Origin of the sequence: Rhodococcus wratislaviensis, from assembly GCF_041228765.1 — a bacterium.
GTDB lineage: Bacteria > Actinomycetota > Actinomycetes > Mycobacteriales > Mycobacteriaceae > Rhodococcus_F > Rhodococcus_F wratislaviensis.
Genome location: NZ_CP150488.1, coordinates 5,504,750 through 5,529,768, shown reverse-complemented (window position 1 = coordinate 5,529,768; position 25,019 = coordinate 5,504,750). Strand labels below are relative to the sequence as shown.

The following is a 25,019-nucleotide window of genomic DNA, read 5'->3' as shown; positions in this document are numbered from 1 at the left end:
TCACCCTGCACCGCCATTCCGGCCCGACTCTGGAGCGAAATACCATGACCGAACTGCTCACAAGCGACCTGACCTGTCTGCCCTGGCCTTTCCCGGCAGGGGACGAAACCTTCCGCTACGCGGTCAATGTCGAGCCTGCACCCCGGTATACCCCCACCCTCGCCGGGGGCTGGGGCCGACACGTCGTCGACCTCGGACTCGAATACGTGCCGATGATGCAGCTCAAACGGGAGATCCTGGCGAAAGACCCAGGGCGAGTGCAGATTTTGCCGCACATGATGCCCGCCTGCTGGGACGTCATGCTCTACCTCATGCGGCAGATGGCCGACTCCCACCCGGAAACCATGCAGCTGACCGGGCAGGGCAACCGCTACCACTGGCGCAACACGTTGCTCGACATCGACCAACACTTCGAAATGGGTGATCTGGTCACGCTGCCGGAGGACCCGCTGACCTTCATCGGCTGCCAGGTGCCTGACGACATTCTCCTGCTCACCGAGCGCCACGACCAACTTTGGTTCGACGCGGCCATCGTCACCTTCGCTGCCGACTGGTCGATCAAGTTCGATGTCGGTATGAACTTCAATGAAATTCACCGCCCCGTACCTGGGCTGACCAGCGGCGGCATCACCAGCCGTGCGCAGCAGTTCATGCGCCATCTCACCACGGACCGCATCTTCCGCCGCGCCAACTGGACTTTCTCCGCCGTTGGCTCACCGCACCGCGACACCAGCCTCGAAACCCGGCCCGAATGGGAAGACGACATTCCGAAGCTCGTCGCCGACGGAGACTACGGACGCGTGCAACTGCGGATCGAACTCGAACACCTCATCCGCCTGCCCCTCACCGGAGCACTCGTCTTCAACATCCACACCTACCTGGCGCCACTGTCGGACATCGCCACCATTCCCGCGTGGGCCGAGCAACTCGCCGACATCCTCACCGAACTACCCGCCGAAATCGCCACCTACAAGGGCATCGACAGTTACCGCCACCACGCCGCCCGCTGGCTGCGTACACAGTCATCGGCTCCCGCCTCCATCTGAGACGATCGACGCCCGAGGAACCCCGCGGCCGTCGATTCGACACCGTCTGGTGATCCTGAAGGTCGCCGGCTCGGCGCCTTGTCGATCGCGACCGCGGCGTGCGCAGCCGGGACTACGGACTCGGTGTTGTGCCGATACCGCTGTGCCACTTCCGAGACGGTCCCTGTTCGTGCTGTCCCGGATGAACCTGCTGGTCTGTGAGGCACACCAGCGCATCGCCGCGTACGAGATTCGACGCCGTCGTGTCGCGGATCGCCGCCCTCAGATGAGGGTGGGGCCCGTGGTCGCTGACAGCGCTTCGAGAAAGGCGGTCGGGACCGTCGTCCACTCCGGCCGCCACAGCCCGTGCAGTTGATCGTCGCGGAGGCCACGCAGGGTCGACATGACATACGGTCCTCCGTCGAGGAGGTACCGGATCATGTCGCGTTCCGCGCACTGCGCCGCGATCGATGCCAGCACCTGCTTCGCCTCGTCGTTTCGGCCTGCGGCCGCGAGGCAGCCGACGAGCAGTCGATTCGCTTGCAGTAGTGCTCGGTGCCGTCCCCGGCCTTCGATCCTGTGCACCCATTCCCCGGCCCAGGTGCAGGCGGCCGCGGTCGTCTCCGCCGATCGTCGACCGAGGAGAAGGGTGATGGCGGTGGCATCCTCGAGCTGCGCGGTGATCTCGTCCAATCCGTCGACCGGGTGACGCCGCTCGGCGAACTCGGCGGCGCGACCTGGTTCGAGAGGGAGGCCCAGCATGACCCGTTCGTTGTCGATCCTGGCCCGAAATCGCGGCAGCGACCGGGATTCGGCGGCCTCGGCGCCTTCGTCCAGCCGGTTTGCCGCCCCGTCGCGGTCTCCTCGCAGCGCCATGATGTGCGCTCCGACGACACAGGGGGCGAGCATGAAATCCACGCAGACGTCGTATCCGAGTTCTCGGCTCTCGTTCAATAGCCGTTCGGCGGTGGCGAGGTCGCCACGTTCGTAGAGCAGTTCGCCGAGCAGGGCGCTGGCGAGACGTGCAGCGTGTGAGTGACGTCCCCCGGACTTGACCGCGAGCCGCATCGCCTTCCGGAAGTGGTGTTCGGCCGCAACGACATCGAGCTGTTCATTGGCGGCGATGCCGTAGTAGCAATAGCCCCACGCCCCGCTGTACGGTCCACTGGTTCGCTCGTGGTACGTCGATGCCCAGTCCTGCATACGGCGTGCCGCGTCGAAGTCGAATCGGTAGACCTCGGCGAAGGTTGCGATGTCGGCCGCGGCGGAGACGACCCATGGGGGCAGGGTCTCCGGTCGCGACAGGCATTCCGCCATCAGCTCGTCGACGCCGTCGATCCGGTCCGAGAATATTGTGATGTCACCCTGAACGACGTCGGCCTCGACCCGCAGATCGGCGACTTCGGCCCCGGCCGTCGCGTCACGTTCGAGGAGGTAATAGACGCGGTCCAGTGCCGCCTGTGCGGGCCGGACACGCTGGAGTTCACAGTGGGCCCACGCCAACGTGAGCTGGAGACGGGCGCTGGAGACGACGAGCCTCGGGGGGAGTTTCGCCACCAGACCGAGCAGGGTGGACATTTTCGCGTGCTCGAGCAGAACCGTTCCGTCATGCTCGACCATGTCGACTGCCCGTTTCTCGTCTCCTGCAGCGAGGGCATGATTGACGGCCTCACTGAGCAATTGACGATCGGCGAACCATCGCGATGCCGCGGCGTGGAGCTCGCCGATCCGCTCGGGTTGATCACGCTCGAGTCTTCTGCGCAGGTATTCGGCGAAGAGGTGGTGGTACCGGAACCAGTCGCCGTCGTCGTCGAGGCGGCGCAGAAACAGATCTCGGCTCTCGACGTCTTCGAGCATCGCCTGCCCACGCTCGACGCGCGCGAGTGACGACGCGAGGCTGCCGCAGATGCGTCCGGTGATCGAGGTGGCCATGAGGAATTCGAGCAGTCTCGGTTCGAGGGTCTCGAGCACGTTCTCGGCCAGGAACTCACCGATGGCGTGATGGCGCCCCGACAGATGACTGATCAGCTGCGTTGGGTCGTCGCATCCGCGCAGCGACAAGGAAGCGAGTTGCAGGGCGGCCACCCATCCGTCTGTCGAGCGCGTCAATGCGTCGACATCGCCGCGGTCGAGCGTCAGCCCTCCGAGATCGACGAGAAACGAATTCGACTCCGCGGCATCGAAACGCAGGGCAGCCGAATCGATTTCGACGAGCTCGTCACACACTCTCATCCGGCTCAGGGGCAGGCCGGTGCGGGTGCGGCTGGTGACGATGATCGGCAGGTGGTGGCAGCCGTGGTCGAGAAGAAACTCCATCGCTGTGATCGTCGCGGCACTGGTGACCCGGTGCCAGTCGTCGAGGACCACGGCCACACGCTGCCCGCTGTCGTGGACCTCGTTGATCAGGCTGATCATGACGTACTGTGCGGCCGCATCGCCGCGTTGCTCGAGCGCCTCACCGAGACCATCCCCGAGGGCCGGGCTGATCTTCCGGATCGCCTCGACCAGGTGCGCGAGAAACCACACGACGTTGTCGTCATCATGATCGACACCGAGCCATGCCACCGCCACGCCGTCCTCGGTGAGGACATCCCGCCACTGGGCGGCGAGCGTGCTCTTACCGAATCCCGCCGGTGCATGAATCACGGTCAGTCGTCGCGACCGGCCCGCGCGTAGGACGTCGATGAGCCGAGCCCGGGCAACCAGCAGACGGGTGGGCGTCGGTGGACGGAACTTGGCCGCGGCAGTGGGCGGCGGGATCGTTGTCGGCGTGCGCCGACGGACGGGACTCTTCAACGGGCGGGAGCTCCCCGACACGACGCCAAGCGTCCCGCCCAGTGGATTCTGTCCGTCCTCGCTCAGTTCGACCGGAAGCGCCATGTGATCGACGGACAGGCCCATTCGACGCTGGCACTCCTGCAGCTCGTACCCGAACTCGGCGGCGGTCGTCGGGCGCATCCGCGGGTCTCCGGACATGGCGCGGTCGACGACGTCGCACACGTCCTGCGGGATACCCTCCGCTCCGAAATCGGGGATGGGTTCGGTGGTGACCCGCAGGAATTGGGCAATAACCCGCTCACCGCTGCGTCGCTCGAACGCGGCGTGGCCGGTGATCGCGCAGAACAGAGTAGCCGCGAGGCCGTAGACGTCCGAGCTCGGAGTTGTCGGCCCACCCGAGAGGACCTCGGGGGCGGTGAAGGCCGGCGACCCGAGAACGGACCTGGTGGAGGTCTCGAAGCCGCCGGCGATGCGGGCGATGCCGAAGTCGGTGAGCTGGGGTTCTCTGTACTCGGTGAGCAGGATGTTCGCCGGCTTGACGTCGCGATGGATGATGCCGAGACGGTGTGCAGTCTCGAGGGCACCTGCCAGTTTGATCCCGAGTCGCAACGCCTCGGGCCACTCGATCGGCCCCAGTCTGCGAATGCGGGCGTCGAGCGAATCGCACGCGTGATATCGCATCACGATGTAGGGGCGACCCGAAGAGGTGGCGCCGACCTGGTGGATGTTGACGATGTGCGGGTGCCCGGACAGCTGCCCCATCGCGCGTTGCTCACGCAGAAACCGTTCGAGGTTGTCGGTGTCGAAGTCCTCGGTGAGCACTTTCACCGCGACGGTGCGGTCCAGGGCAGGTTGACGGCACCGGTAGACGACGCCGAACCCGCCCCGCCCGATTTCCCGGGCGTCCTCGAATCCGGCCGCGGCCAGCTCCGTGGTGATCGCGCGACCGGGGGCACGCTGAGTGGTCGGTGGATCGAACTCGGCCATCGGCGGCCGCCTCACTCCCGGACATCGATACCAGACGTCGATCCCTCGCAGACACTGCTCGACTGCTCGACGTGGGTGTTGCTCCAGGATAGTCCCCGAGTTCGAGGGTCAGCCGTGCCGCGCGCGTAACCAGACCGGGTCGGCCCCACCGCTTCGCCTCGGAGCTCAGAACCTCAGTGAGCACCTTGAAAGGCGGGGTTCGCGGGTCCACCATCGGCCGTGAATCGGATCAGCCCGTGACGGGCGCACTGCACTGCGACGGGGGCCAGGGCCGCCCGGCGTCGTCAGTGTGCCCATTGGTGACACGGCGTCCGAGAAGCACGGCCGCCGAATGCAGGTGCGGGCCGGCTCGGTGCCGCCGAAGGACGAGGTGCTCCACCCAAGTGAAGGCACACAGGGTACAAACAAGGAAGTCTGAGGACGACGAACCCACCGGGAGTCCGGGTCTGGAACCTGTGCGCGTCGATCCGTTACGACGGACCAAACCCATACAGCTCGGTCAGGATTCGAGAAGCGCCGGCCCTGCGGTGCGGATAGCGTGGTCCGTATCGCCGAAGATGCGGTCGTCGATGACCGCGTACCCCGAGGGAGACGAATATGAGTCCCACAATCCGCAGCCTGGTGATCCCGGTATCCGACCTGGACGCCGCCAAGGCGGTCTACACCGCGCTGCTCGGCGCACCGCACACCGACGAGTCGTACTACGTCGGGTACAACGTGGACGGCTTCGAAGTCGCCTTGAATCCGAGTGGCGAGAACGCCGGACCTTGTTGCTTTCGCCGACGTCGAGGATCTCGACGCGACCCGCGAAACCCTGCTCGCCGCTGGTGCGACCGAGCGCAGCGCCCCGCGCCAAGTCGCATCCGAGACGCGGATTTGCGTGCTTGCCGACGCCGACGGCAACCCGATCGGACTGCGCGGTCGGTAGCCACGGCGTGGGCTCGGCCTCGTGAGTCGCCCCACGTCCCCCGCGCTATCGACCTCGAACCGACTCGCGCGGCGTGTCGCTCGTTTACCCACGATCATCAGGGCTGCGCATTACCTACGGGTTGATCGGAACGCTGGTTGAGGATCTAGCGTATTGGTCATGACACCAGATGACAGAACAGCGCGTGCAGCCCTGGATCGGGATGCCTTCGGACGCCAGGGATTCGGAGCGATGAGGTTGCGCGACGACAGCGCCGGTGGCCCGGATCGCGACCCGGTGGCCGTGGTTCACGCCGCGCTTGATGCGGGCATCACGATGGTGGACACCGCCGACGCGTACCAGAATGAGGAGCTGATCGGCCGGACGATCCGGGGCCGGCGGGATGAGGTGCTGCTGGCCAGCAAATTGGGCCTCGTGTGGCGGGATCAGGTCGCCGGCGGATTCGACGTGCGCGCCGATCCGTCATACGTGCGGCAGGCGTGCGAGGCGAGCCTGCAACGGCTCGGCGTCGACATGATCGACCTGTACTACCTGCACCATCGCAGTGAGACGAACTCGATCGAGGAGACCGTCGGCGCCATGGCAGAACTGGTCGGCCAGGGAAAGGTGCGCTACCTCGGCCTGTCCAATGTGACGGCGGACGACCTGCGCCGCGCACACGCCGTCCACCCGATCGCCGCGCTGCAAGAGCAGTGGTCGCTGGACCACCGCCACATCGAGCATCAACTGCTACCCGTCATCGCGGACCTCGGCACAGTGGTGGTGGCACACTCACCGACCAGTCATGGACTCCTGCACCAGACTCCGAGCGCAGCCGACGACCAGCGAGCGAGCGGCCTGCATGCCGCCGTGGACGAGATCGGCGGCACCCACGGCGCCACGGCCGGACAGGTCGCACTGGCCTGGGTGCATCATCGGCAGCAGGCGCACGGTGTACCGGTGGTCCCGCTCCCCGGGACGACCAGCGTCGAACACCTACGCCTCAACGTCGCCGCGGCCGACCTGATCCTGTCCGATGTCGAGCTGCGACGACTCGATTCCCTCGGGACGGCATCGTGACCTGCGTGGCCTCAGACGTCGACGAGGGAGCATACAAGGTCGATCTTGCAGCGGAGTAGACGGCTGGATCGTCGAGGCGCGGAGTCAGATCTGCCTGCGTCCTTTCCGTTCGCATCGAATTCGGAACGACCGGGAATGCCTCAGTCGATTTCACGGTCACTGCCGATGCGTGCCCGAGTCGAGGACCGGCCGAAGGACAAACTTTCCGCGAACGCCGCCCTGCGCGACCGCGCGGTGGGCGGCGGCGACTTGGTCGAGCGGTACGACGGCGTGCACGCGTGCCGGCAGGTGGCCGCTCGCGGTGGAGTCGAGGAGCTGGGCGAGCCGGGCACCGTCGGGCTGCGCCACCAGCACCCGGACGGTGACGCCGCGTTCGCTTGCCGGCGCCGCGCCCGGCTGCACGCCGACGAAGAGGCCGCCGTCGCGGACCAGCGTGAGGCCCTGCTCCTGGAGTGCGGCACCGTCGGCTACCGCGTCCCAGGCGCGCGCCGCCTCTGTGGTGAAGTCGGCGCCGAGGCCGCGCACGAATTTCTCGTCTTCGGCCCGGGCGAGTCCGGTGACCCGCCAGCCGCGGTCCTGGGCGAGCGTGACGACGTTGGCCCCGACCGCTCCGGCGGCGCCGGTCACCAGCAGGCTCCGGCCTCCGCCGTCGCCGAGTAGGTCGACCAGCTGGTCTGCGGCCAGGCCGTTGAGCGGAACCGTGGCTGCGGTGGCCAGGTCGAGTCCCTCCGGCACGGGTGCGGTGTCGCCCGCCGGGACAATCAGCTGCTCGGCGTACGTCCCGAAGTCGCGGTCGAACCCGGCGACCAGCCCCGCGACGCGGCTGCCGACCGGGAGGTCGACGTCCGGACCGGCCGCCGTGACGGTGCCGGCGAAGTCCCAGCCCAGGCCGGTGTGGTCGGGCTGGTCGATCAGCCCGAGCCGGTGGAACACCCCGGCGGCAAGCGCCAGGTCGACGGGGTTGACCGCGGCCGCTGCGATCTCGACCCGGACCTCGCCCGGGCCGGGCTCGACGACCGGGACGTCGATGATCTCGATGGAGTCGGGACCGCCTGGGGTGCGGACGATCGCGGTGCGGAAGGTGGTGGACATGTTCGCCTCCTGTGGGCCGGTGTTTGTGCTGTACCCACCACGATGGAGGGGTTACTCTCCAATGGGAAGTAGGCACTTCAAGGTGCGTATGTCACCGCGCAGGAAGGAGCGGTCGATGTCGACAACCACGGCAGCCCAGGAGCGGGCGCAGGCGAAGGTGGAGTACGAGGCGTTCCTGGCGACCTGTCCCAGCCGCCGGCTCCTCGACCGGATCTCCGACAAGTGGGTGACGCTGGTCCTCGCCGCGCTGGGCGGCGACGGACCACACTCAGGCCAGGACTGCGTCGGCGAGCCGCGGCGGATGCGCTACTCGGAGCTGTCCCGGCGGCTGGCCGGAGTCAGCCAGAAGATGCTCACCCAGACGCTGCGCTCCCTCGAACGTGACGGCCTGCTCACCCGCACGGTGACGCCGACCGTGCCTGTCACGGTCACCTACGAGCTGACCGACCTCGGGATCTCGCTCCACGCCGTCATGCGCGGCATCAAGGGGTGGGCGGAGGCGCACATGGACGAGGTGCTCGCCAACCGAGAGCAGTACGACACCGGCGTCGACTAGCGGCGGCGACGGCCATGGTGTGCCGATGCCGGTGATGCTACGAGAGGACGTCGGCAAGGTCTTCGAGGATCGCGGCTTTGTCCTTGGTGCCCACTATCTGTTTGACAACCTCGCCGTCGTGGAAGAGGACCATGGTCGGAATCGACATGATGCGGAAGTGCTTGGTCGAGTCGGGGTTTGCGTCGACATCGAGTTTCGCGACGGTGAGTTTGTCGGAGTGCTCGGAAGCGATCTCGTCGAGTACTGGGGCGATCTTCTTGCACGGCCCGCACCACGGCGCCCAGAAATCGACGAGTACTGGCATCGTGCTGTTCAGGACATCCCTGGTGAAGGTGTCGTCGGTTACGGTGACCGTGTGGGCGTCGGACATGGGTGGCTCCTTGGGTTGAAAGACTGTACGGATCACGTCGAATCCGGTTGGTCAGGCGAGGATGTCGACCTCGGGGTCGAGCTTGATGTCGACCACGTATGGTCCTCGGAGATCGTGGGTGATGTGCCGGAGTTCGTCGAGCTCCTCGATCTTCCGAACGGACATCGATCCAGCGCCGATCGCTTCGGCGATGGGCCCGAATTCTGGCCACATATTGAGGGAATGGTCCGGATCGGCACCGTAGCGTTGAAGTTTGGTGTGCTCGGCACCGTAGGCGTTGTCGTTGAAGACGAGGACCAGGAGGGGCAACTGGAGTCGGACCGCGGTTGTGAGTTCGGCCAGGTGCATCATGAATCCTCCGTCGCCGACGACGGCGATGGTCAACTCGTCGGGACGCGCGATCGCGGCACCGATTGCGCCGGCGAGACCGAGTCCGAGTGCGCCGAAGCCTCCCATGGTGGTGAAACGCCGCGCGTCGGGCACCTCGATGCGTGGCCAGACGGCGTTCGTGAAGCGGCCGATATCGCTGACCATCGTTCGGTCGGACGGCAGCACGTCGTCGAGTCTGAGGCAGGCAGTTCGCACATCGACCGTGTCGACCGCTGTGTGGTCCTTGTACTCGGCCTCGGGGCGATAGTCGACCAGGGTCTGCTGCACCGACTGCAGCCATCCCGGGTGTGAGGGTGTGTGGTCTATCGCGTCGAGAGCTTCCCGGATCGAGTCGGCGACCACGGCGGCGTCGCCGGCGATGTATCCGCTGGCGGGTAGGTACCAGCCGAAGCGGCCTGGATCGATGTCGACCTGGACGACATGTTTGTCGGCCAGAAGTTCGCCGTGGAAGGTGGTGTAGACGTTCAAGCTCGCGCCGAACGCGATGATCAGATCCGATTCGGCGATGGCTGCGGCGGCCACGCTGTGGGAGAGGCTGCCGCAGATTCCGAGGTTGCTGGGGTGCCCACGGAACATGTCCTTGGCCAGCACAGACGTCGCGACCGGGGCGGCCAGTGTCCCGGCGAGAGCGAGCAGTGCTTCGTCGGCCCGCGACAACACGGCGCCGTAGCCGGCGAGGACGATCGGGCGTTTGGCGCTCGCGACAAGGCCGAGCGCAGCATCGAGGTCGTCGATTGCCGGAACCGAGGGCGAGGAGTGTACCGCGGGGGAGACCGGAGCTTGGGCACCCGCGTCTTCGAGCATCAGGTCGACCGGAATGTTCAGTACGACCGGTCTGCGTTCGGCGACCACCCGTTGGAACGCTCGATTGAGGTCACGACCGAGGGTTTCCCGCCGATGCACCTTGTCGTATCCCGCTCCCGCTGCCTGTGCGAAGGAACTGATGTCCATCCGTTGAAAGTGGGTCGGTTCCGCCGGTGTGTCCCCGGTCAGGAGCAGGACTTGGCTGCGGCTGCGGACTGCTTCCATCAATGACGTCATGGTGTTGGACAGTCCGGGGCCATGAGTGACCGTGGCGACGCCGACCCGTCCGGTGCTGCGAGACCAGCTGTCCGCCATAGCGACCGCGCTGCTCTCATGCACGACGGCGACAAACTGGCCTCCACGCTCACGGTAGTTCGCGACATACAGCATGTTCGCGTCACCCATGAGCCCGAACATCACATCGACGCCGTGCCCGAGAAGGGAATCTGCACACGCCTCGAAGATCTTCATACGAAATTCCCCCTAGTGAGATCCGGCAGCTGCCAGATACCGTTCGACGTCTAGTGCTGCACTGCAGCCACTGCCGGCCGCAGTGATCGCCTGCCGGTAGGTGTGATCGACGAGGTCGCCGCACGCGAACACACCGGACACCGGCGTCCGCGAGGTTCGTCCTTCGGTCAGGACGTATCCGGCATCGTCGAGTGCGACTTGTCCATGCACGAGCTCGTTGCGCGGATCGTGCCCGATCGCGATGAACACCCCGGTCACGCGCAACGTCGAAAGTTGATCGGTGGCCGTGTCACGCACCACGAGTCCGGCAACCTGCTCGACGCCGATCACGTCCTCGGCGACGCTGTTCCACAGGAACCGGATCTTGGAGTTTGCGAACGCGCGTTCCTGCATGATCTTCGAGGCCTTCAGTGTGTCCCGGCGGTGAATCACGTTCACGCTGGCCGCAAACCGGGTCAGGAACATCGCTTCTTCCAGCGCGGAGTCTCCGCCGCCGATCACTGCGATGTGCTGATCGCGGAAGAAGAAGCCGTCACAGGTGGCGCACCAGGACACTCCGTGCCCGGACAGACGTTTCTCGTTGGGCATCCCGAGGGCGCGGTAGGCCGATCCCATCGCCAGGACAACGGTTTTGGCCGTGTACTGACGATCATCGGTGGAGACGCGCTTGATCTCGTCACCCAGGTCGACGGTGGAGACGTCCCTGGCGATCAGCTCCGCACCATAGCGTTCGGCTTGCTTGCGCAGGGTGTCCATCAACTCGGGTCCCTGAATTCCTTCCACGAAGCCGGGAAAGTTCTCGACCTCGGTGGTTTGCATGAGTGCGCCGCCGTATTGGGTGCCCTCGAAGACCAGCGGGTGCAGGTTTGCGCGGGCGGTGTAGATGGCGGCGGTGTAACCGGCGGGCCCGCCGCCGATGATGATGACGTCGCGTGGGGAGTTCATGGTTGCTCCGAGTCAGTGAAAGGCGGCAACGCCGGTGATGGCGTGGCCGACGATGAGGGTGTGGATTTCGCCGGTTCCTTCGTAGGTCAGGACGGATTCGAGGTTGGCCATGTGCCGCATCACCGGGTATTCGAGGGTGATGCCGTTGGCTGCCAGGATGGTGCGGGCGCTGCGGGCCACGTCGAGGGCGCTCTGCACGTTGTGCAGTTTGCCGAAGCTGACCTGCTGGGGGTGGAGTTGTCCGGCGTCCTTGAGTCGGCCGAGATGGAGTGCCAGCATGAGTGAGGTGTTGACCTCGGTGAGCATCTCGACGAGTTTGCGCTGGGTGAGCTGGAAACCGGCGATGGGCCGGCCGAATTGGGTGCGCGTGGTGGAGTAGTCGAGCGCCGCTTCGTAGCAGGCTCTCGCTGCGCCGACTGCTCCCCAGATGATCCCGTATCGGGCTTCGGTCAGGCATGAGAGGGGGGCGCGCAGGCTGGTGGCCTGGGGGAGTGCGGCGCTGGTGGGGAGCCTGCAGTCCTCGAAGACGAGTTCCGAGGTGGTGGATGCGCGCAGCGACATTTTGTGTTTGATGTCGCGGGTGGAGAAGCCGGGGGTGTGGCGAGGGACCACGAAGCCGCGGATACCGTCGGGGGTCTTCGCCCACACGACGGCGACGTGGGCTTTGCCGCCGTTGGTGATCCACATCTTGCTGCCGTTGAGTACCCATTGTCCGTCTTCGAAGCGGGCGGTGGTGCGCATCCCGGACGGGTCGCTGCCGGCATCGGGTTCGGTGAGTCCGAAGCATCCGATTGCTTTGCCTTCCGACATCGCCGGTAGCCACGTCTGCTTCTGTTCCTCGCTGCCGTAGCGCCAGATCGCGTACATCGCGAGTGATCCCTGGACGGAGACGAAGCTGCGCAGGCCGCTGTCGCCGGCTTCGAGTTCCAGGCAGGCGAGCCCGTAGGCGACCGCGCTGGTTCCGGGGCAGCCGTAGCCCTGCAGGTGCATGCCGAGCAGACCCAGTTCTCCTGCAGCTCGGGGGAAGTCGTCGGGCAGGTATGCGTTGTCGTAGGCGTCGGGAAGTCGGTGGAGCAGGTCGCGGCGGACGAATCCGCGGACGGTGTCGCGGATGAGTCGTTCTTCATCGGACAGCGAGGCGTCGATGTTCAGGAAGTCGTGGGCGTTCAGCGGCGGGGGAGTGGTCTGCTTCAGGTCTTCGGTGGTGGTCATGAGTGGTCCTTCGTCATGCGGTTTCGCGGCGGGATTCGAGTTCTTCGAGCCAGCTTCGGATGTCGGTGCTGTGTTCGCCCAGGTGCGGTGCCCGGGTTCGGTACGTGACCGGTGTGGCCGACAGGCTGATGGGGTTGGCTACCTGGCGTCCGAGTCGGGTGTCGCCGTCGGCGGTGTTTGTGACGGGTTCGAGACCGAGTTCGGTGGCGAGATGGAAGGCATCCGCGATGTCGTTGACCGCGCCGGCGGGCACCCCGTGTGCTGTCAATGCTTTAGTCCAATGGTGCGCTGGGTGCGGTGCCAACGCTCGTTCGAGGCTTTCGCGTAGAGCTTGTCGATTCCGGACTCGAAGTTCGTTGGTGGTGAAGCGATCGTCTCGAGCCAATTGAGGGAAATCCAGAGTGGAGCAGAGGTCGCTGAACTGTCGGTCCGTGCCCACAGCGAGTACGAGAGCGCCTCCGCCGGTGGCATATGTGTCGTAGGGGGCGATGCTGGGATGTCCGTTGCCGAGGGCGTGGGGAATCTTTTCCGCCAGAACGTATCCCGAAGACTGATTCGCCAATGCGCTCAGCAGTGCCGACATGAGGTTCACTTCCACGCGCTGGCCCACTCCGGACCTTTCGCGTTCGTGGAGCGCGGATAGTATTCCGACCGTGGCGAAGAGGCCGGCCAGCACGTCGACGAGAGCGACGCCGGCTTTCGTCGGTGAGTTCTGATCGGGTCCTGTGATGCTCATCAGCCCGCCGAGTGCTTGCACGAGGAGGTCGTAGCCGGCGAGTTCGCGGCCGGCTCCGGCACCGAACGCTGAGATGCTGCAGTACACCAATTCGGGGTTGGCCTGGCGAATAGTGGTTTCGTCCAATCCGAACCCCGCCATGGTGCCGGGTCGGAAGTTCTCCACGAGAACATCTGCGTGCTCGGCGAGGGTCCTGGCGACCTCGAGATCGTCCGGGTCGCGGAGATCGAGCACGATGCTGCGTTTGTTCCGGTTGACGCCGAGGTAGTAGGTGCTCTGATCGTCGACGAACGGGGGACCCCAGGCCCGGGTGTCGTCCCCTTCGGGGCGTTCGACCTTGATGATTTCGGCGCCCAGGTCGCCCAGTGTCATCGTGCAGAACGGGCCCGCGAGGACTCGCGAGAAGTCCGCTACCAGTAGGCGAGAGAGCGGAGGGTTGGTCATGTCGTCTCCTTGGATCGGTGCGCACGTGCTCGCTGCCGGTAGTGACAGCGCCACCCATGCCTTCGGGCTGACAGACCGAGGTCCGCCGGTCCCGGGGCGGGTGCAGCGCCGTGGGATTTCGAGATGCGGTGGGGTGCCTGGCTGCTGGGCACCCCACCGCGGCCTTGCTAGACGGAGGACGTCGTCGCGGTCCGCGTGGCCCGGGTGGGCGTTCCTGTCAACCAGATATCGAGGGCCTGAGGAGCGACTTCGGCGGCGCGGCCTTCGAGCTGCTCGAGAGTCAGGCTGCTGATCGGGTGGGTGATCACGACGGGCTCGAGGTCCGCCATTCCACGTGCGTCGCGCTGTAGGCGGGCTTCGTGCTCGAACTCGGTGGTCACGATGACCGCCGTGGGCAGTCCGGCCTGTTCGAGGCGAACACCGTCGGTGACACACGCGGAGCAGCAGGAACCGCAGTCGCCGATTGCAGTCAGCGCAATGTCGTTTTCGGCGGCAATCCGGTTGATTACTTCAGCACTTGCGTCCGAGGAGAAGGATAGCGTCCCACGGAATGGTGTAGTTCGGATCGGTGAACCATCTGGTTCGTGATCAACGAGTCGTGTTGTAGGTTATGCGGGTTCGAGTTCTGGTGTCAACGATTGTGCCGGTGTCTCGGCGGTTGCGGCGCGTTGTTTGGCAGCGATGACCACTTTGAGTTCGTCCATGCTGACGTCGGAGACGTACCGGCGGGTGACTTGCCACTCGTCGTGCGCTTCGATCACCACCGCCGTCGCCAGACGTAAGAATGCGGCCGGGTTCGGGAAAATTTCGACGACATCGGCTCGTCGTTTGATTTCCTTGTTGAGCCGTTCGATCGGGTTGTTCGACCAGACCTTCTGCCAATGCGCCCTCGGAAACCCTCGAAACGCCAGTACATCCTCCTTCGCTTCGCGCATCATCGACGCCACCTTCGGAAACGACTCAGCCAACGTGTCCGCAACCTGGTCCCATTGCTTGGCAACAGCATCGGGTTCGGTGTGCGCGAAGATCGTCTTGATCGCCGCCATCACCGGCGGCACATGCTTCGACGAGACCACCGATCCCACGTTGCGCATGAAATGAACCCGGCACCGCTGCCAGGAAGCGCCGGTGAACTGCTGGGCTACAGCAGCTTTCAAACCTGCATGCGCATCGGAGATCACCAAATGCACCCCCGACAATCCCCGTGCCCGCAGGCCGACAAGGAACTCGCGCCAGAAGTCGAACGATTCGCTGTCTCCGACCGCGGTGCCGAGCACTTCCCGGGTGCCGTCGATCGAGACCCCGGTGGCCACCACGAGGGCATGAGAGACCACGTGCGCGCCGATCCGGACCTTGCAGTACGTCGCGTCGAGGAAGATGTACGGAAAGCTCGTGTGGGTCAGCGTGCGCTCCCGGAACCGGGCGATTTCGGTGTCCAACCCGGCACAGATTCGTGACACCTGCGATTTCGAGAGCCCCGACTCGACGCCGAGTGCAGCGACGAGGTCGTCGACGTTGCGGGTGGAGACACCGTGGACGTAGGCCTCCATGATCACCGCGTACAGGGCCTGATCGATGCGCCGCCGGCGTTCGAGCAGGCTGGGGAAGAATGACCCTGATCGCAGCTTGGGGATCTGGACTTCGACGTCCCCGCTGGTGGTCGCGACGGTCTTGGGCCGGGTGCCGTTGCGGTAGTTGGTGCGCTCGGCGGTGCGTTCGTAGCGGCCGGCGCCGAGTACCTGGGTGGCTTCGGCGTCGATCAGCGCCTGCAGGCCGGTGCGGATCAGTTCGGCGAACACGCTCGCGGGATCGGCACCCTTGAGTGCATCGAGCTGGGTGATCAGGGCAGAATGGTCGTGGGTCATCGCGTGGTCCTTTGGTCGAGTCACTGTGGTAGGTAACTCGTTCATCACTACGCGATGGCCCACCCATAACTCGGCCACGACACGCCCGAGCTGCGGCTACGCTGCCTCACCGAATTCCCACCACTCCGCGGGACTTACCCAGGAGAAGTGCTCCTTGTCGTAGTACTCGACGGAGGCGAACGTCACGCCCCGTTGCTCGAGTGCCCGCACGGTGGCACGCAGGAGTTTGGCAGCATTCCACTTCGTGTTGCTCAGCACTGCCAGACGAAGGCCATCTGCGCTGTTCGGCCGGGTTGCCAGGGGAGAGGCCTCCACTTCGACAACACCTCGGGGGTCGTAAATACCATCGTTCATCGTTCTTTCCTCGCTGTCAGATTTTGTGTTGTGGGCGGTCGGGGGAGCTACAGGCGGCAGGAGCCGTCCGAGCATTCGAGGCCGCCGGGGTCGCCTGTCGGCACGGTGTCGTCGTGGACGGCTCGTAGCACCGGCGTTGTCGCCGTGCTCCATCCGGGCAGGAAGGCCGAGAATCGACCGGCCGCGCCGCCCGCGATGAACAGATGGATGTCGTCGGGCGTAAACACGATCGGCACCTGTCGGCCGGACTGGCGCGGATACCACTTCGGCAGGTTGCGGTTGTAGGTGGTTCCGCCGGGAGGGGCGTAGCGGTTGCCGTAGCTGACCTTGTCCCAGTCATTGGTTCCGTTGAGCCAGAGGTACCGGCGGATGTCGTCGCGGGTCCATCCGAAGGATGCGATCGTGCGTGCGTGTTCGATGCCGAGGACGACGGTGCAGGAGCCGCCGAGCACGGCGTTGTTGTGACCGATCGTGCTCATGGCCGAGGCGATGGAGTCCAAGATGCCCTGCGGGTCATCGGAGATGTGGTTGGTCACGCTGTGGGGGGCTTCGGCGCCGATGACGAGCACCGTGCTGTCCTCCGGGGCGTAGCCGTGTTCGACGTGGTAGGGAGCCCAGGGGCTGGCTTCTTCGTTCTCGGCGATGCAGAAGGTGTACTTGCCCGGATGGCCGAGGGTGCTCTTGTCGAGTTCACCGGGGATGCCCCCGCCGACGCTGAGCATGATCAGTCGCACTGCCCGGCCTATGGTCGCGTTCGCTCGGTTGCCGGAGCCGAAAAGATTCCCCCCGGAGTTCATGCCGATCTCGCGAGCGATCGGACCGTTGACCACGATCAGCGGCGAGACGACATGGGTGGTGGCTTGGATTCCGTTGAGGTTGAAGCGGGTGTCCGCCAGGGCGAGTACTGCGGCGCGCACGACGGGTGCATATTCCGGCTTGCAGCCGGCCATCACCATGTTGACTGCGAGGAGTTCGCGGGTCAGGCTGCCCCATCGCGGTGGGATTCGTGCCTCGAGGGTTTGGGGATTGCCGCCGAGTGCCTCGACCACGGCCGCGACTCGGTCCGGCGTGGGGGGAACGACTGGCAGGCCGTCGCTCCACGGCTGGTTGAAGTAGTGCTCGACCAGGTCGTTGTGGTCGATGCGGGGTTGTACGGCAGTCATTTCGGTTGTCCTCCTGGGTAGATCTGAATTACCTAGGCCAACCGTAAGTCCGCTACACCATCACAGTCCAAGACATGTTTGGTCACCTATTATATTCTGTGTATATGAATGATCCGGAGATGCGATTACTCCGCTATTTCGTCACGGTCGCCGAAGAACGTCACTTCGGACGCGCAGCCGAACGGCTGCATATGGCGCAACCGCCGCTGAGTCAGCAGATCCGTAAGCTCGAGCACCAGCTGGGGGTCGAGCTCATCGATCGTTCACGGCGGCCGATCGAACTCACCGATGCCGGTCATGCCCTGTTCGAGGAGGCTCGCCTCTCGCTCGTGCACGGGGAACGAGCCTTCGCCGCAGCACGGCGGGCCGCCACCGGGCACCTGGGGCATCTGCATATCGGCGCCCTGCAAGCTGCCGTCGATGGGGTGTTGTCGTATGTGATGCGTGCCCACCGTCGTGCGTACCCGGACGTCAAACTCGAACTCGCGGAACTGGGTACAGCGGACCAGATCGTTCAGCTCACCGAACATCGACTCGACGTCGGATTCCTACGTGGGCCCGTGGACGAACCGACGCTGACTGTGGAGACGCTGATCGACGACCCGCTCGCGGCCGTCGTGTGCGATGACGACCCTCTCGCTGACCGCGGGAGAATAGACCCAAGGATACTGGCCGATGAACCCATCATCCTGTGGACGCGGGCCGCAGCGCCGACCACCTTCGCCGATGTGGTCGAGCTGTTCCGGCAACACAGGATCCAACCAACCGTCGTCGAGGAATCTCCGCGCATTCAAACCATTCTGGCGCTTGTTGCCTCCGGTGCGGGGGTGGCATTGCTGCCTACATCGTTCATCAATCTCAGCCGCCAGGGAGTCCGGTTCGTTCCACTCCACGACCCGCTCCCGCACCGCCCGCTGTCGCTCGCCTGGCGCGCGGGCCAACAGTCGCCTCTCGTCGCAGGCTTCGTCGACGTCGCTCGCCGCACGGGACCGCAGTATCTGCACGATCTGACGCTGCGACACCCTCAGCTCCGACCAGAAGCGTGACCCGAAGTTGTCACGGATAGGTGCGCCGAGGTGATCAATGCCCGCAAACTCGATGCATGACACACATTGATTGTGGGCGTTGCCTCGATGGAACTGCGTGATCTGGAGGCATTTTCCGCTGCAGCGCGGTTCGGGCACTTCGGGCAAGCCGCCGAGAATAGATTCATGTCGCAATCGGCGCTGAGCCGTGCCATCGGACGTTTGGAAGACGAACTGGGAGTTCCGCTGTTCGATCGTGTCGGACGAACGGTACGACTGAACCGGTACGGCGAGATCTTCCGGGCCCGCGTGGAGGAAGCCTTCAAAGCGCTCGATAGAGGATGGTCGGAGATCACCGACGCCGTGGATCCGAACCGCGGGATCGTGACGATGGCGTTCATACCCTCTGTCGGACCGATCCTGGTCCCTCGCCTGCTTCGAGAGTTCCGGCGGACTCATGCGAATGTGCGCTTCCAGCTGTCACAGGGCGGGGCAGGGTCCGTTGTCGGGATGCTTCAGGACGGCTCGGTGGACCTCTGTCTGACAGCTCCCGACCCGCAAGTGCCTGGTGTGGAATGGGTACCACTGTGGAAGGAGCCGATGATCTTGGCTGTTCCCGAAGACCATCGACTGGCCACTGCGGACACTGTGCAACTGGCCGACCTCGCAGAGGTTCCGGTAGTTGCACTGAAGCGCGGCTTCGGGATTCGGCAGATCACCGATGAGCTCTTCGAGGAAGTCGGTGTCACCCCGACAATCGTGTTCGAAGCTGCCGACGTGCCCACCGTCCGCGGCCTGGTGGCAGCCGGGCTCGGGGTCGCCGTTCTCCCTCCCTCTCCCGACACACATCAGGTCGGGTTGCCCATAGAGGTACCGATCAGCGATGTCGACGCCAGCCGCGTGGTCGGGGTTGCACGAGTTACCAGCCGCTATATGCCTGCCGCTGCGCACGCTTTCCTCGAGCATGTCATTTCCATGGCAGAGACCCCGCGGAGTTGAAGCTCCACGGGGCCGGTGTCCGCCAGTCAGCCCAGGCCGAGATGCGGAAGCCAGAGGACGACACCGAGAGCGATCAGGATGCAACCGACCAGGTCGAACACCGATCCGGTACGAAGCATCCGTTTGATCGGAACGAAACCGGAGCCGTACACAATTGCGTTGGGAATCTGGGCGATCGGAAGCATGAATCCGAACGATCCGCCGAAGACGCTGGCAACAGCAGGAATTACCGGATTGATGCCGGCCGCCATCGCGATGGGCACGACGATGGGCACGACTATTGCCACAGCCGCAGTATTGCTCGTGGTCTCGGACAGCAGGATCGCCATTGCGACAGCGAAGAGAGTGATCACGAACAGGCTCGGAAAGCCCAGATTCTGGCTGAGGGTCTCACCGACGAGATCCGCGAGACCGGTCGAGGACAACAGACCGCCGAGCACGATGCCTGCGCCGACCAGGACAATCACTCCCCAGTCGATTCGCACCGCCTGTTCCCAGTTCAAAACCCTGGCGCCGGGTTTGCTCCCGGGCAGAACGAACAGCAGGGTCGCCGCAATCACTGCTACCGCGCCGTCGTCGAGGTGGCCGGCAACGAAGGTCGCGATCGAGGAGTCGACGCCGAACGTCAGCGAGACAACGCTCGGGGTCAACCATCCCGCACACACCAGGCAGAAGGCGAACAGCGTGCTGCGCTCACCTGTCGAGAGTCGGCCGAGTTGCGCACGCTCGTGACGCAGGTAGTCGAGGTCGGGCAGAGCGCGGCATTCCGGGCGATTCATCGAGATGATGACGACGCACAAGATGACGAACATGATTGCGACGATGGGGGCTGTTGCCGCTGTCCACTGCAGGAAGCCGATGGAGCTGCCCGTGAGCTTTTCGATGTAACCGATGCCGACGAGATTGGCTGGGCTTCCGATGGGCGTCAACAGGCCGCCAACCGCCGCTGCATACGCGATCATCAGCATGAGAGCGGTCGCAAATCGGGTCTGCCTGGGCCCGGATGAATCAGTATCCCCTGGGGACATGATGGGGTTGAGCGTGCGGATCAGACCCAACCCGATCGGCAACAGCATCGTCGCCGTCGCCGAATTCGATACGAATGCGGAGATCACCAAGGCGATGAACCCGAAGGCCACGATCACGCGATAGGAAGACTTCGCGACCCCCGGCAGGGTAAGCACACGCAGCGCGAACCGGGCATCGAGGCCGTGCACGTTGATCGCCTTGGCGAAAAGGAAACCTCCGATCAGCAGAAAGATGACCGAGGAGGAGAACGAGGAGAAAACGAGATCACTCCCGTTGCCGCCATCGGGACTGTCCGCGATACCGAGTGTTGCAGCGAGTCCGATCGCGAGGAGCGACGTCACCGCCAGCGGGAGCGCCTCGGTGATCCAAAACGCCACGGCCAGAATCAAGATCGCTGCCAGCCGTTGCTGGGGTCCACTCAACCCCGTCGGGATCACGAGTAGGGCGACGAACCCGATGCCGCCGACGAGGAGGCCGATGGCTTGTGTCCTTGTGCGGCTGGGTGGACGCTCCTTGTCCACGGTGGGAGGAACCTTGTTTCCCGTAGTGTTCGGTACTCGAGTCGGCACTGTCATCTGGGCCTCCGCTGGACGGCATCGCGACGTCATACGTACGCGTGCGATGAGGAATCGTTCATAAGCGCTTATGTGGGTCAGGTCACGTTAAGCACCCGCAACCATTGCGGTCCAGTGAACGATTTGCCTATAACTCATGCGCGCGACGCATATAGACGGTTACGGGACGTCGGACAGCTCCGGCGTCCCTGCCCGACACGTCGGGCAGGGAAGAGCCCCTCGGTTCGGTGGGTATCGGTCCTCCGCGATTGAGGTCGCTTCGCGCTGATTCAGCTGCGGTCGGCGGCAATGGCGTCGCGTGGGTCGTCCAGGTCGCGGTTGATCGGGTCGGGGGTGATGTACGTGGTGCCGATGGTGATGAGCGTCAGGATGCACAGGTATCCGGCGATGAACACCCATGACCCCAGTCCGGCGCCGGGGACGTCCGGGCCGCCGTCAGCGGCGACGACCATCGCGATGATCCAGGCGCCGATCAGCGGTGCGATACCGCCGGAGAGCACCGCGGAAATTTCACGGGCCACCGACACGCCGAGGTAGCGCTGTCGGGAGCCGAACAGCTCGCACATGAATGCGCTCTGCGAGCCGAACATTCCCCAAGTCCCGATCCCGAGCGCCAATGAGATGACGACGATGGTCAGCACCACGCTGCCCTGGCTCAGTGCCCACCAGATCGGGAACGCGGACACCAACTGGAAGTAGGCGAAGGCGCGGTAGGTCCTGACCCGGCCGAACCGGTCGGAGAGCTTGCCGGCGATAGGGATCACGATCGCGCCGAGGGACGCGGCGAACACCAGCGAGAGGGCACCGATCGGTCCCTTGATGCCGACCGCGGCGCTGGTGACGTAGGCGACCGCCAGAGCCTGGTACATCGAGGACGAGCCGTTCTCGGCGAGGCGAAGGCCGATGCCCCGCAACAGAGACGGGCGGGAGTGGGCGAGCAGGTTGTGCAGCGGCCGCTCGTCGATCTGATCGCGGACCTCGAGTTTCTTGAAGGTCGGCGACTCCTTCAGGTTGACCCGCAGGTACATCGCGACGCCGAGGATGACGACGCTCGCCAGGAACGGCACCCGCCACAGCCAGGTGTCGGTGATCTCGCTGTGGCCGCGGTAGACGAGGAAGTAGACCAGTGCCGCGGTAACGGTGCCGACCTGCACACCGAGGAACGGCAGCGACGCGTAGAAGCCGCGCTTGTTCGGCGGGGAGTACTCGGTCATCAGGATCGAAGCGCCGGCCATCTCCGCGCCGGCGCCGAGACCCTGGACGATGCGTAGAAGGATCAGCAGGATCGGGGCGAGCATGCCCACGCCGCCGGAGTACCAGTCGCCTTCACTGCCGTGGTAGGTCGGCAGCAGACCGATACAGGTGCTGGCGACGCCCATCATGATGATGGTGGCCATCAGCACGAACTTGCGGCCCAGCCGGTCACCGAGCCGTCCGAAGAACACCCCGCCGAGGGGGCGAACGGCGAAGCCGATGAAGTACGTCGCGAAACTCAGGACCAGCCCGGTCGAGGCGTTCTCACTCGGGAAGAACAGCGGCCCGAACACCAGCGCGGACGCCAAGCTGTACAGGGCGAAGTCGTAATACTCGAGGGCGCTTCCCACGGATGCGCCCCACGCTGCCTTGCGTAGGTCTTTCGTGGTGACCACCGGGATATCCGTGTGGGCTTCGGGACCAGCCGTGGACGGTGAGTGTGGATTGAGGGTCATAGTGTGCCAATCCGGTCGAGGGATCTGCTGAGTAGCGAGAAGGACTGAGGGGCTTACGAGTTGGTGAAGACGGGGGTGGTCTTGTTCTGGAAGGCGGCGACCCCGACTGCGAAATCATCGGTCGACGCGGTGAACCCACTGCCAAGGGCCTCGAGGATCACAGACGGGGCGCCGACGGCGGCCGCGTCGACGAGCTGCTTGCTCACCTGCACAGCGGCGGGGGCACCTTCGAGGATCCGGTCGACGATCACCCCGACGTCGGTGGCGAGACTGTCACGGTCGGAGACCGCGGTCAACAGCCCCCATGTCAGCGCCGTCTCGGCGTCGAGTTGGCGGCGGGTAAAGATCATTTCCTTGGCCCGCGCGGCCCCGACTACGTGCGTGAGACGCTCGGTGCCACCCCACCCGGGAATGGTTCCGAGGCTGGTTTCGGGGAGTCCGAGGCGGGCGGTGGTGGCGCCGACTCGCAGGTCGCAGGCGAGGGCGAGTTCGAGTCCGCCGCCGACGGCGATCCCGTCGACGACCGCGATCGTCGGTTGGCGCAACTGGGCGAGAAAGTTGAACACCCGGTGGCCTTCGGTGATCCAGCGTTTCCACATCTGGGCGGGGGTGAACTGCGCGAACTGGGTGATGTCGGCGCCGACACAGAACGCCTTGTCTCCGGCGGTTTTCAACAACACCACCTGGGCGTCGGAGTTCTCGATGGCCCGCAGTTCAGTGTAGAGGTTGTCGAGCAGCTCGAGGGTGAGGGCGTTGAGTTTGCGCGGTCGGTCGATCAAGATGGTCGCGACCCGGCCGGCACGGTTCCAGCTCACGTTGATGCGGCCGACGTTCTGGTGGATCTCAGTGGTGTTCATGGAAAGTTCCTCGGTAAGTGTGGTCAGCTCTGCAGTGCCTGCACGCGCGGGTGCGCGGGCAGTGGGGCGAGGGTCAGGCCCTGCGCGCGCGGGGAGAACAGCTCCGGCGCCATGGTCTTCAGGTTCGGGTCGACGAGCAGATCGAACTCGGACTTGTCGAGAATGTCGCGCTGCAGGTCCACGCCGGGCGCGATCTCGATGACGGTCAGTCCCTCGGGCCGCAGTTCGAGGACGGCCCGTTCGGTGACGTAGAGGACCTTCTGGCCGTTGGCGAGTGCGCGTGTGCCGGAGAACGTGGGGGAGTCGACCTCCTCGACGAACTTGGTGTGTGGTCCGTCGGCCCGGATATGCAGGGCGCCGTCCTCGATGGCGATGTCGCGGCGGCCGGCGGTGAAGGAGCCGACGAACACGATCGACGGTGCAGCGGAGGTGATGTCGGCGAACCCGCCGACGCCGGCGGTGACGTGCCGGCGCTTGGGGAGGCTGTGCACGTTGACGTTGCCGTGTCGATCGATTTCGAGGAAGGAGAGCAGGGTGTGCTCGAAGCCGCCGCCCTGCAGCAGAGTGAACTGGTCCGAGCTCTGCATGATCGCGTCCGGGTTCTGTGCAACCCCGAAGACGAAGTCCAACAGTGGAACACCGCCGACCGGACCCTGCTCGATCACCCAGGACACCGCGTCGGCGAGCCCCTCCTCGACCAGGACGTGGGGAACCAGGGCCGAGACGCCGAAGCCGAGATTGGCGATCTCGCCGGACTGCAGCTCGGTTGCGGCGCGGCGGGCCATGATCTTCTCGAGGGTGAACGGCACCGGTTCGAGAGTGCTCAGCGGGCGGCGCAGCTCACCGGAGATGGCTGGGTCGTACGGGGTTTGGGTGGTCTGTAGCTGATCCGGCGCGAGCACGAGGGTGTCGACGAGGATGCCCGGCACCTGCACCGCCTGCGGGCTCAGGCTTCCGCCCTCGGCCAGGTACTTGACCTGGGCGATGACGATGCCGCCGTTGTTGTGGGCTGCGTAGGCGAGGTCGAGGGCGCCGAGCGGGGACGGCTCCTCCTCGAAGGTGAGGTTGCCGTGGGTGTCGCGACATTCGGGACGAGGGCGTCGTAGAACAGCCACTCCTGACCGTCGAGTTCGTGGACGCGGACGAAGGCGTCCGGGGTGATGGTGTTCATCCGGCCCGCGCTGATCCGGGGGTCGACGAAGGTGTCGAGGCCGACCTTGGTCAGCACGCCGGGCTGCTTGGCGGCGGCCGCGCGGTGCAAGTGGAACAGCACACCAGAGGGGAAGTTGTATGCCTCGACCTCGTTGTTCTCGATCATCTGCCAGATTCGGGGCGGCTCCGCCGACGAGGGTCCGGATGGGTAGGAGCCGGCGATCACGCGTGCGAGCATCCCATTGTGCGTCAGGTGGTCGATGCCCTTGATACCCCACATGTCACCGGCCGCGATCGGGTGCACGCTGGTCAGGTTCGTCGGTGACTGCGTCTCTACGTACCGCTGTCCGAGGCCGGCGAGCACCGCGTCTGGGCAGCCCAGTCCCGATGAGGAACTGACGGTGACGATGTCGCCGTCCTCGACGAGGTCGGCAGCCTGGCGGGCGGTGAGTACGCGGGGGGTGTGCATCATCTGGCTCCTAGCTGTGAAAGCG

21 protein-coding genes are annotated in these 25,019 nt (G+C 65.1%); 6 read left to right on the top strand and 15 right to left on the bottom strand.

Annotation, left to right across the window (positions count from 1 at the left end):
• The first annotated feature begins 44 nt into the window (after window positions 1-44).
• Window positions 45-1,046, top strand: a complete 1,002-nt coding sequence (locus tag WKC72_RS25475; protein ID WP_370180046.1) for a DUF3445 domain-containing protein — start codon at window positions 45-47, stop codon at window positions 1,044-1,046.
• 261 nt (window positions 1,047-1,307) lie between these two features.
• Here WKC72_RS25475 and WKC72_RS25470 read toward each other — a convergent pair whose 3' ends face one another.
• Complete coding sequence (locus tag WKC72_RS25470; RefSeq protein ID WP_370180044.1) at window positions 1,308-4,790, bottom strand: protein kinase; 3,483 nt, start codon at window positions 4,788-4,790, stop codon at window positions 1,308-1,310.
• Between the two features lie 748 nt (window positions 4,791-5,538).
• Here WKC72_RS25470 and WKC72_RS25465 point away from each other — a divergent pair.
• A complete protein-coding gene (locus tag WKC72_RS25465; RefSeq protein ID WP_370180042.1) occupies window positions 5,539-5,718 on the top strand; it encodes a VOC family protein in 180 nt (59 codons plus the stop codon).
• Between the two features lie 159 nt (window positions 5,719-5,877).
• On the top strand, window positions 5,878-6,777 hold the full coding sequence (locus WKC72_RS25460) for an aldo/keto reductase (protein WP_370180040.1): 900 nt from the start codon (window positions 5,878-5,880) through the stop codon (window positions 6,775-6,777).
• A 156-nt stretch (window positions 6,778-6,933) separates the two neighbouring features.
• Here WKC72_RS25460 and WKC72_RS25455 read toward each other — a convergent pair whose 3' ends face one another.
• A complete protein-coding gene (locus tag WKC72_RS25455; RefSeq protein WP_370180037.1) occupies window positions 6,934-7,869 on the bottom strand; it encodes an NADP-dependent oxidoreductase in 936 nt (311 codons plus the stop codon).
• A gap of 115 nt (window positions 7,870-7,984) precedes the next feature.
• Here WKC72_RS25455 and WKC72_RS25450 point away from each other — a divergent pair, with 115 nt between their 5' ends.
• Complete coding sequence (locus WKC72_RS25450; RefSeq protein ID WP_037227727.1) at window positions 7,985-8,425, top strand: helix-turn-helix domain-containing protein; 441 nt, start codon at window positions 7,985-7,987, stop codon at window positions 8,423-8,425.
• A 37-nt stretch (window positions 8,426-8,462) separates the two neighbouring features.
• On the opposite strand, the gene trxA is transcribed toward WKC72_RS25450, so the two are convergent.
• From trxA to WKC72_RS25405, 9 genes are all read right to left on the bottom strand, one after another.
• Window positions 8,463-8,795: a thioredoxin gene (gene trxA / locus WKC72_RS25445; RefSeq protein ID WP_370180034.1), complete on the bottom strand. Its 333-nt coding sequence runs from the start codon at window positions 8,793-8,795 to the stop codon at window positions 8,463-8,465.
• Window positions 8,796-8,846: 51 nt separating this feature from the next.
• Window positions 8,847-10,460 carry a thiamine pyrophosphate-binding protein gene (locus tag WKC72_RS25440; RefSeq protein ID WP_370180032.1) on the bottom strand — a complete coding sequence of 538 codons (1,614 nt, stop codon included), beginning with the start codon at window positions 10,458-10,460 and terminating at the stop codon, window positions 8,847-8,849.
• A 12-nt stretch (window positions 10,461-10,472) separates the two neighbouring features.
• Complete coding sequence (gene trxB, locus WKC72_RS25435; RefSeq protein ID WP_370180030.1) at window positions 10,473-11,405, bottom strand: thioredoxin-disulfide reductase; 933 nt, start codon at window positions 11,403-11,405, stop codon at window positions 10,473-10,475.
• Window positions 11,406-11,417: 12 nt separating this feature from the next.
• Window positions 11,418-12,617 (bottom strand): acyl-CoA dehydrogenase family protein, encoded by a 1,200-nt coding sequence (locus tag WKC72_RS25430; RefSeq protein WP_370180028.1) that lies wholly within the window; start codon window positions 12,615-12,617, stop codon window positions 11,418-11,420.
• Window positions 12,618-12,630: 13 nt separating this feature from the next.
• Complete coding sequence (locus tag WKC72_RS25425) at window positions 12,631-13,797, bottom strand: CaiB/BaiF CoA-transferase family protein (protein ID WP_268790700.1); 1,167 nt, start codon at window positions 13,795-13,797, stop codon at window positions 12,631-12,633.
• Between the two features lie 167 nt (window positions 13,798-13,964).
• Complete coding sequence (locus WKC72_RS25420) at window positions 13,965-14,177, bottom strand: hypothetical protein (protein WP_370180025.1); 213 nt, start codon at window positions 14,175-14,177, stop codon at window positions 13,965-13,967.
• A 228-nt stretch (window positions 14,178-14,405) separates the two neighbouring features.
• A complete protein-coding gene (locus WKC72_RS25415; RefSeq protein WP_370180023.1) occupies window positions 14,406-15,662 on the bottom strand; it encodes an IS256 family transposase in 1,257 nt (418 codons plus the stop codon).
• 96 nt (window positions 15,663-15,758) lie between these two features.
• Window positions 15,759-16,016, bottom strand: a complete 258-nt coding sequence (locus tag WKC72_RS25410) for a hypothetical protein (protein WP_370180021.1) — start codon at window positions 16,014-16,016, stop codon at window positions 15,759-15,761.
• A 47-nt stretch (window positions 16,017-16,063) separates the two neighbouring features.
• Window positions 16,064-17,179 carry a hypothetical protein gene (locus WKC72_RS25405; protein ID WP_037227716.1) on the bottom strand — a complete coding sequence of 372 codons (1,116 nt, stop codon included), beginning with the start codon at window positions 17,177-17,179 and terminating at the stop codon, window positions 16,064-16,066.
• A gap of 104 nt (window positions 17,180-17,283) precedes the next feature.
• Here WKC72_RS25405 and WKC72_RS25400 point away from each other — a divergent pair, with 104 nt between their 5' ends.
• Complete coding sequence (locus WKC72_RS25400; protein ID WP_370180019.1) at window positions 17,284-18,225, top strand: LysR family transcriptional regulator; 942 nt, start codon at window positions 17,284-17,286, stop codon at window positions 18,223-18,225.
• An 87-nt stretch (window positions 18,226-18,312) separates the two neighbouring features.
• On the top strand, window positions 18,313-19,203 hold the full coding sequence (locus WKC72_RS25395) for a LysR family transcriptional regulator (RefSeq protein ID WP_370180017.1): 891 nt from the start codon (window positions 18,313-18,315) through the stop codon (window positions 19,201-19,203).
• Between the two features lie 26 nt (window positions 19,204-19,229).
• Here the strand turns inward: WKC72_RS25395 and WKC72_RS25390 are convergent, their stop codons facing one another.
• The 4 genes from WKC72_RS25390 to WKC72_RS25375 all read right to left on the bottom strand — a co-directional run bounded on the left by WKC72_RS25390 (window position 19,230) and on the right by WKC72_RS25375 (window position 24,997).
• Entirely contained in the window at window positions 19,230-20,753 is a 1,524-nt protein-coding gene (locus WKC72_RS25390) for a DASS family sodium-coupled anion symporter (protein ID WP_370180015.1), read from the bottom strand.
• 323 nt (window positions 20,754-21,076) lie between these two features.
• Window positions 21,077-22,516 (bottom strand): MFS transporter, encoded by a 1,440-nt coding sequence (locus WKC72_RS25385; RefSeq protein ID WP_370180013.1) that lies wholly within the window; start codon window positions 22,514-22,516, stop codon window positions 21,077-21,079.
• A gap of 53 nt (window positions 22,517-22,569) precedes the next feature.
• Window positions 22,570-23,373 (bottom strand): enoyl-CoA hydratase/isomerase family protein, encoded by an 804-nt coding sequence (locus tag WKC72_RS25380; RefSeq protein WP_037227709.1) that lies wholly within the window; start codon window positions 23,371-23,373, stop codon window positions 22,570-22,572.
• 946 nt (window positions 23,374-24,319) lie between these two features.
• A complete protein-coding gene (locus WKC72_RS25375) occupies window positions 24,320-24,997 on the bottom strand; it encodes a CoA-transferase (protein WP_370180010.1) in 678 nt (225 codons plus the stop codon).
• Window positions 24,998-25,019 lie beyond the last annotated feature (22 nt).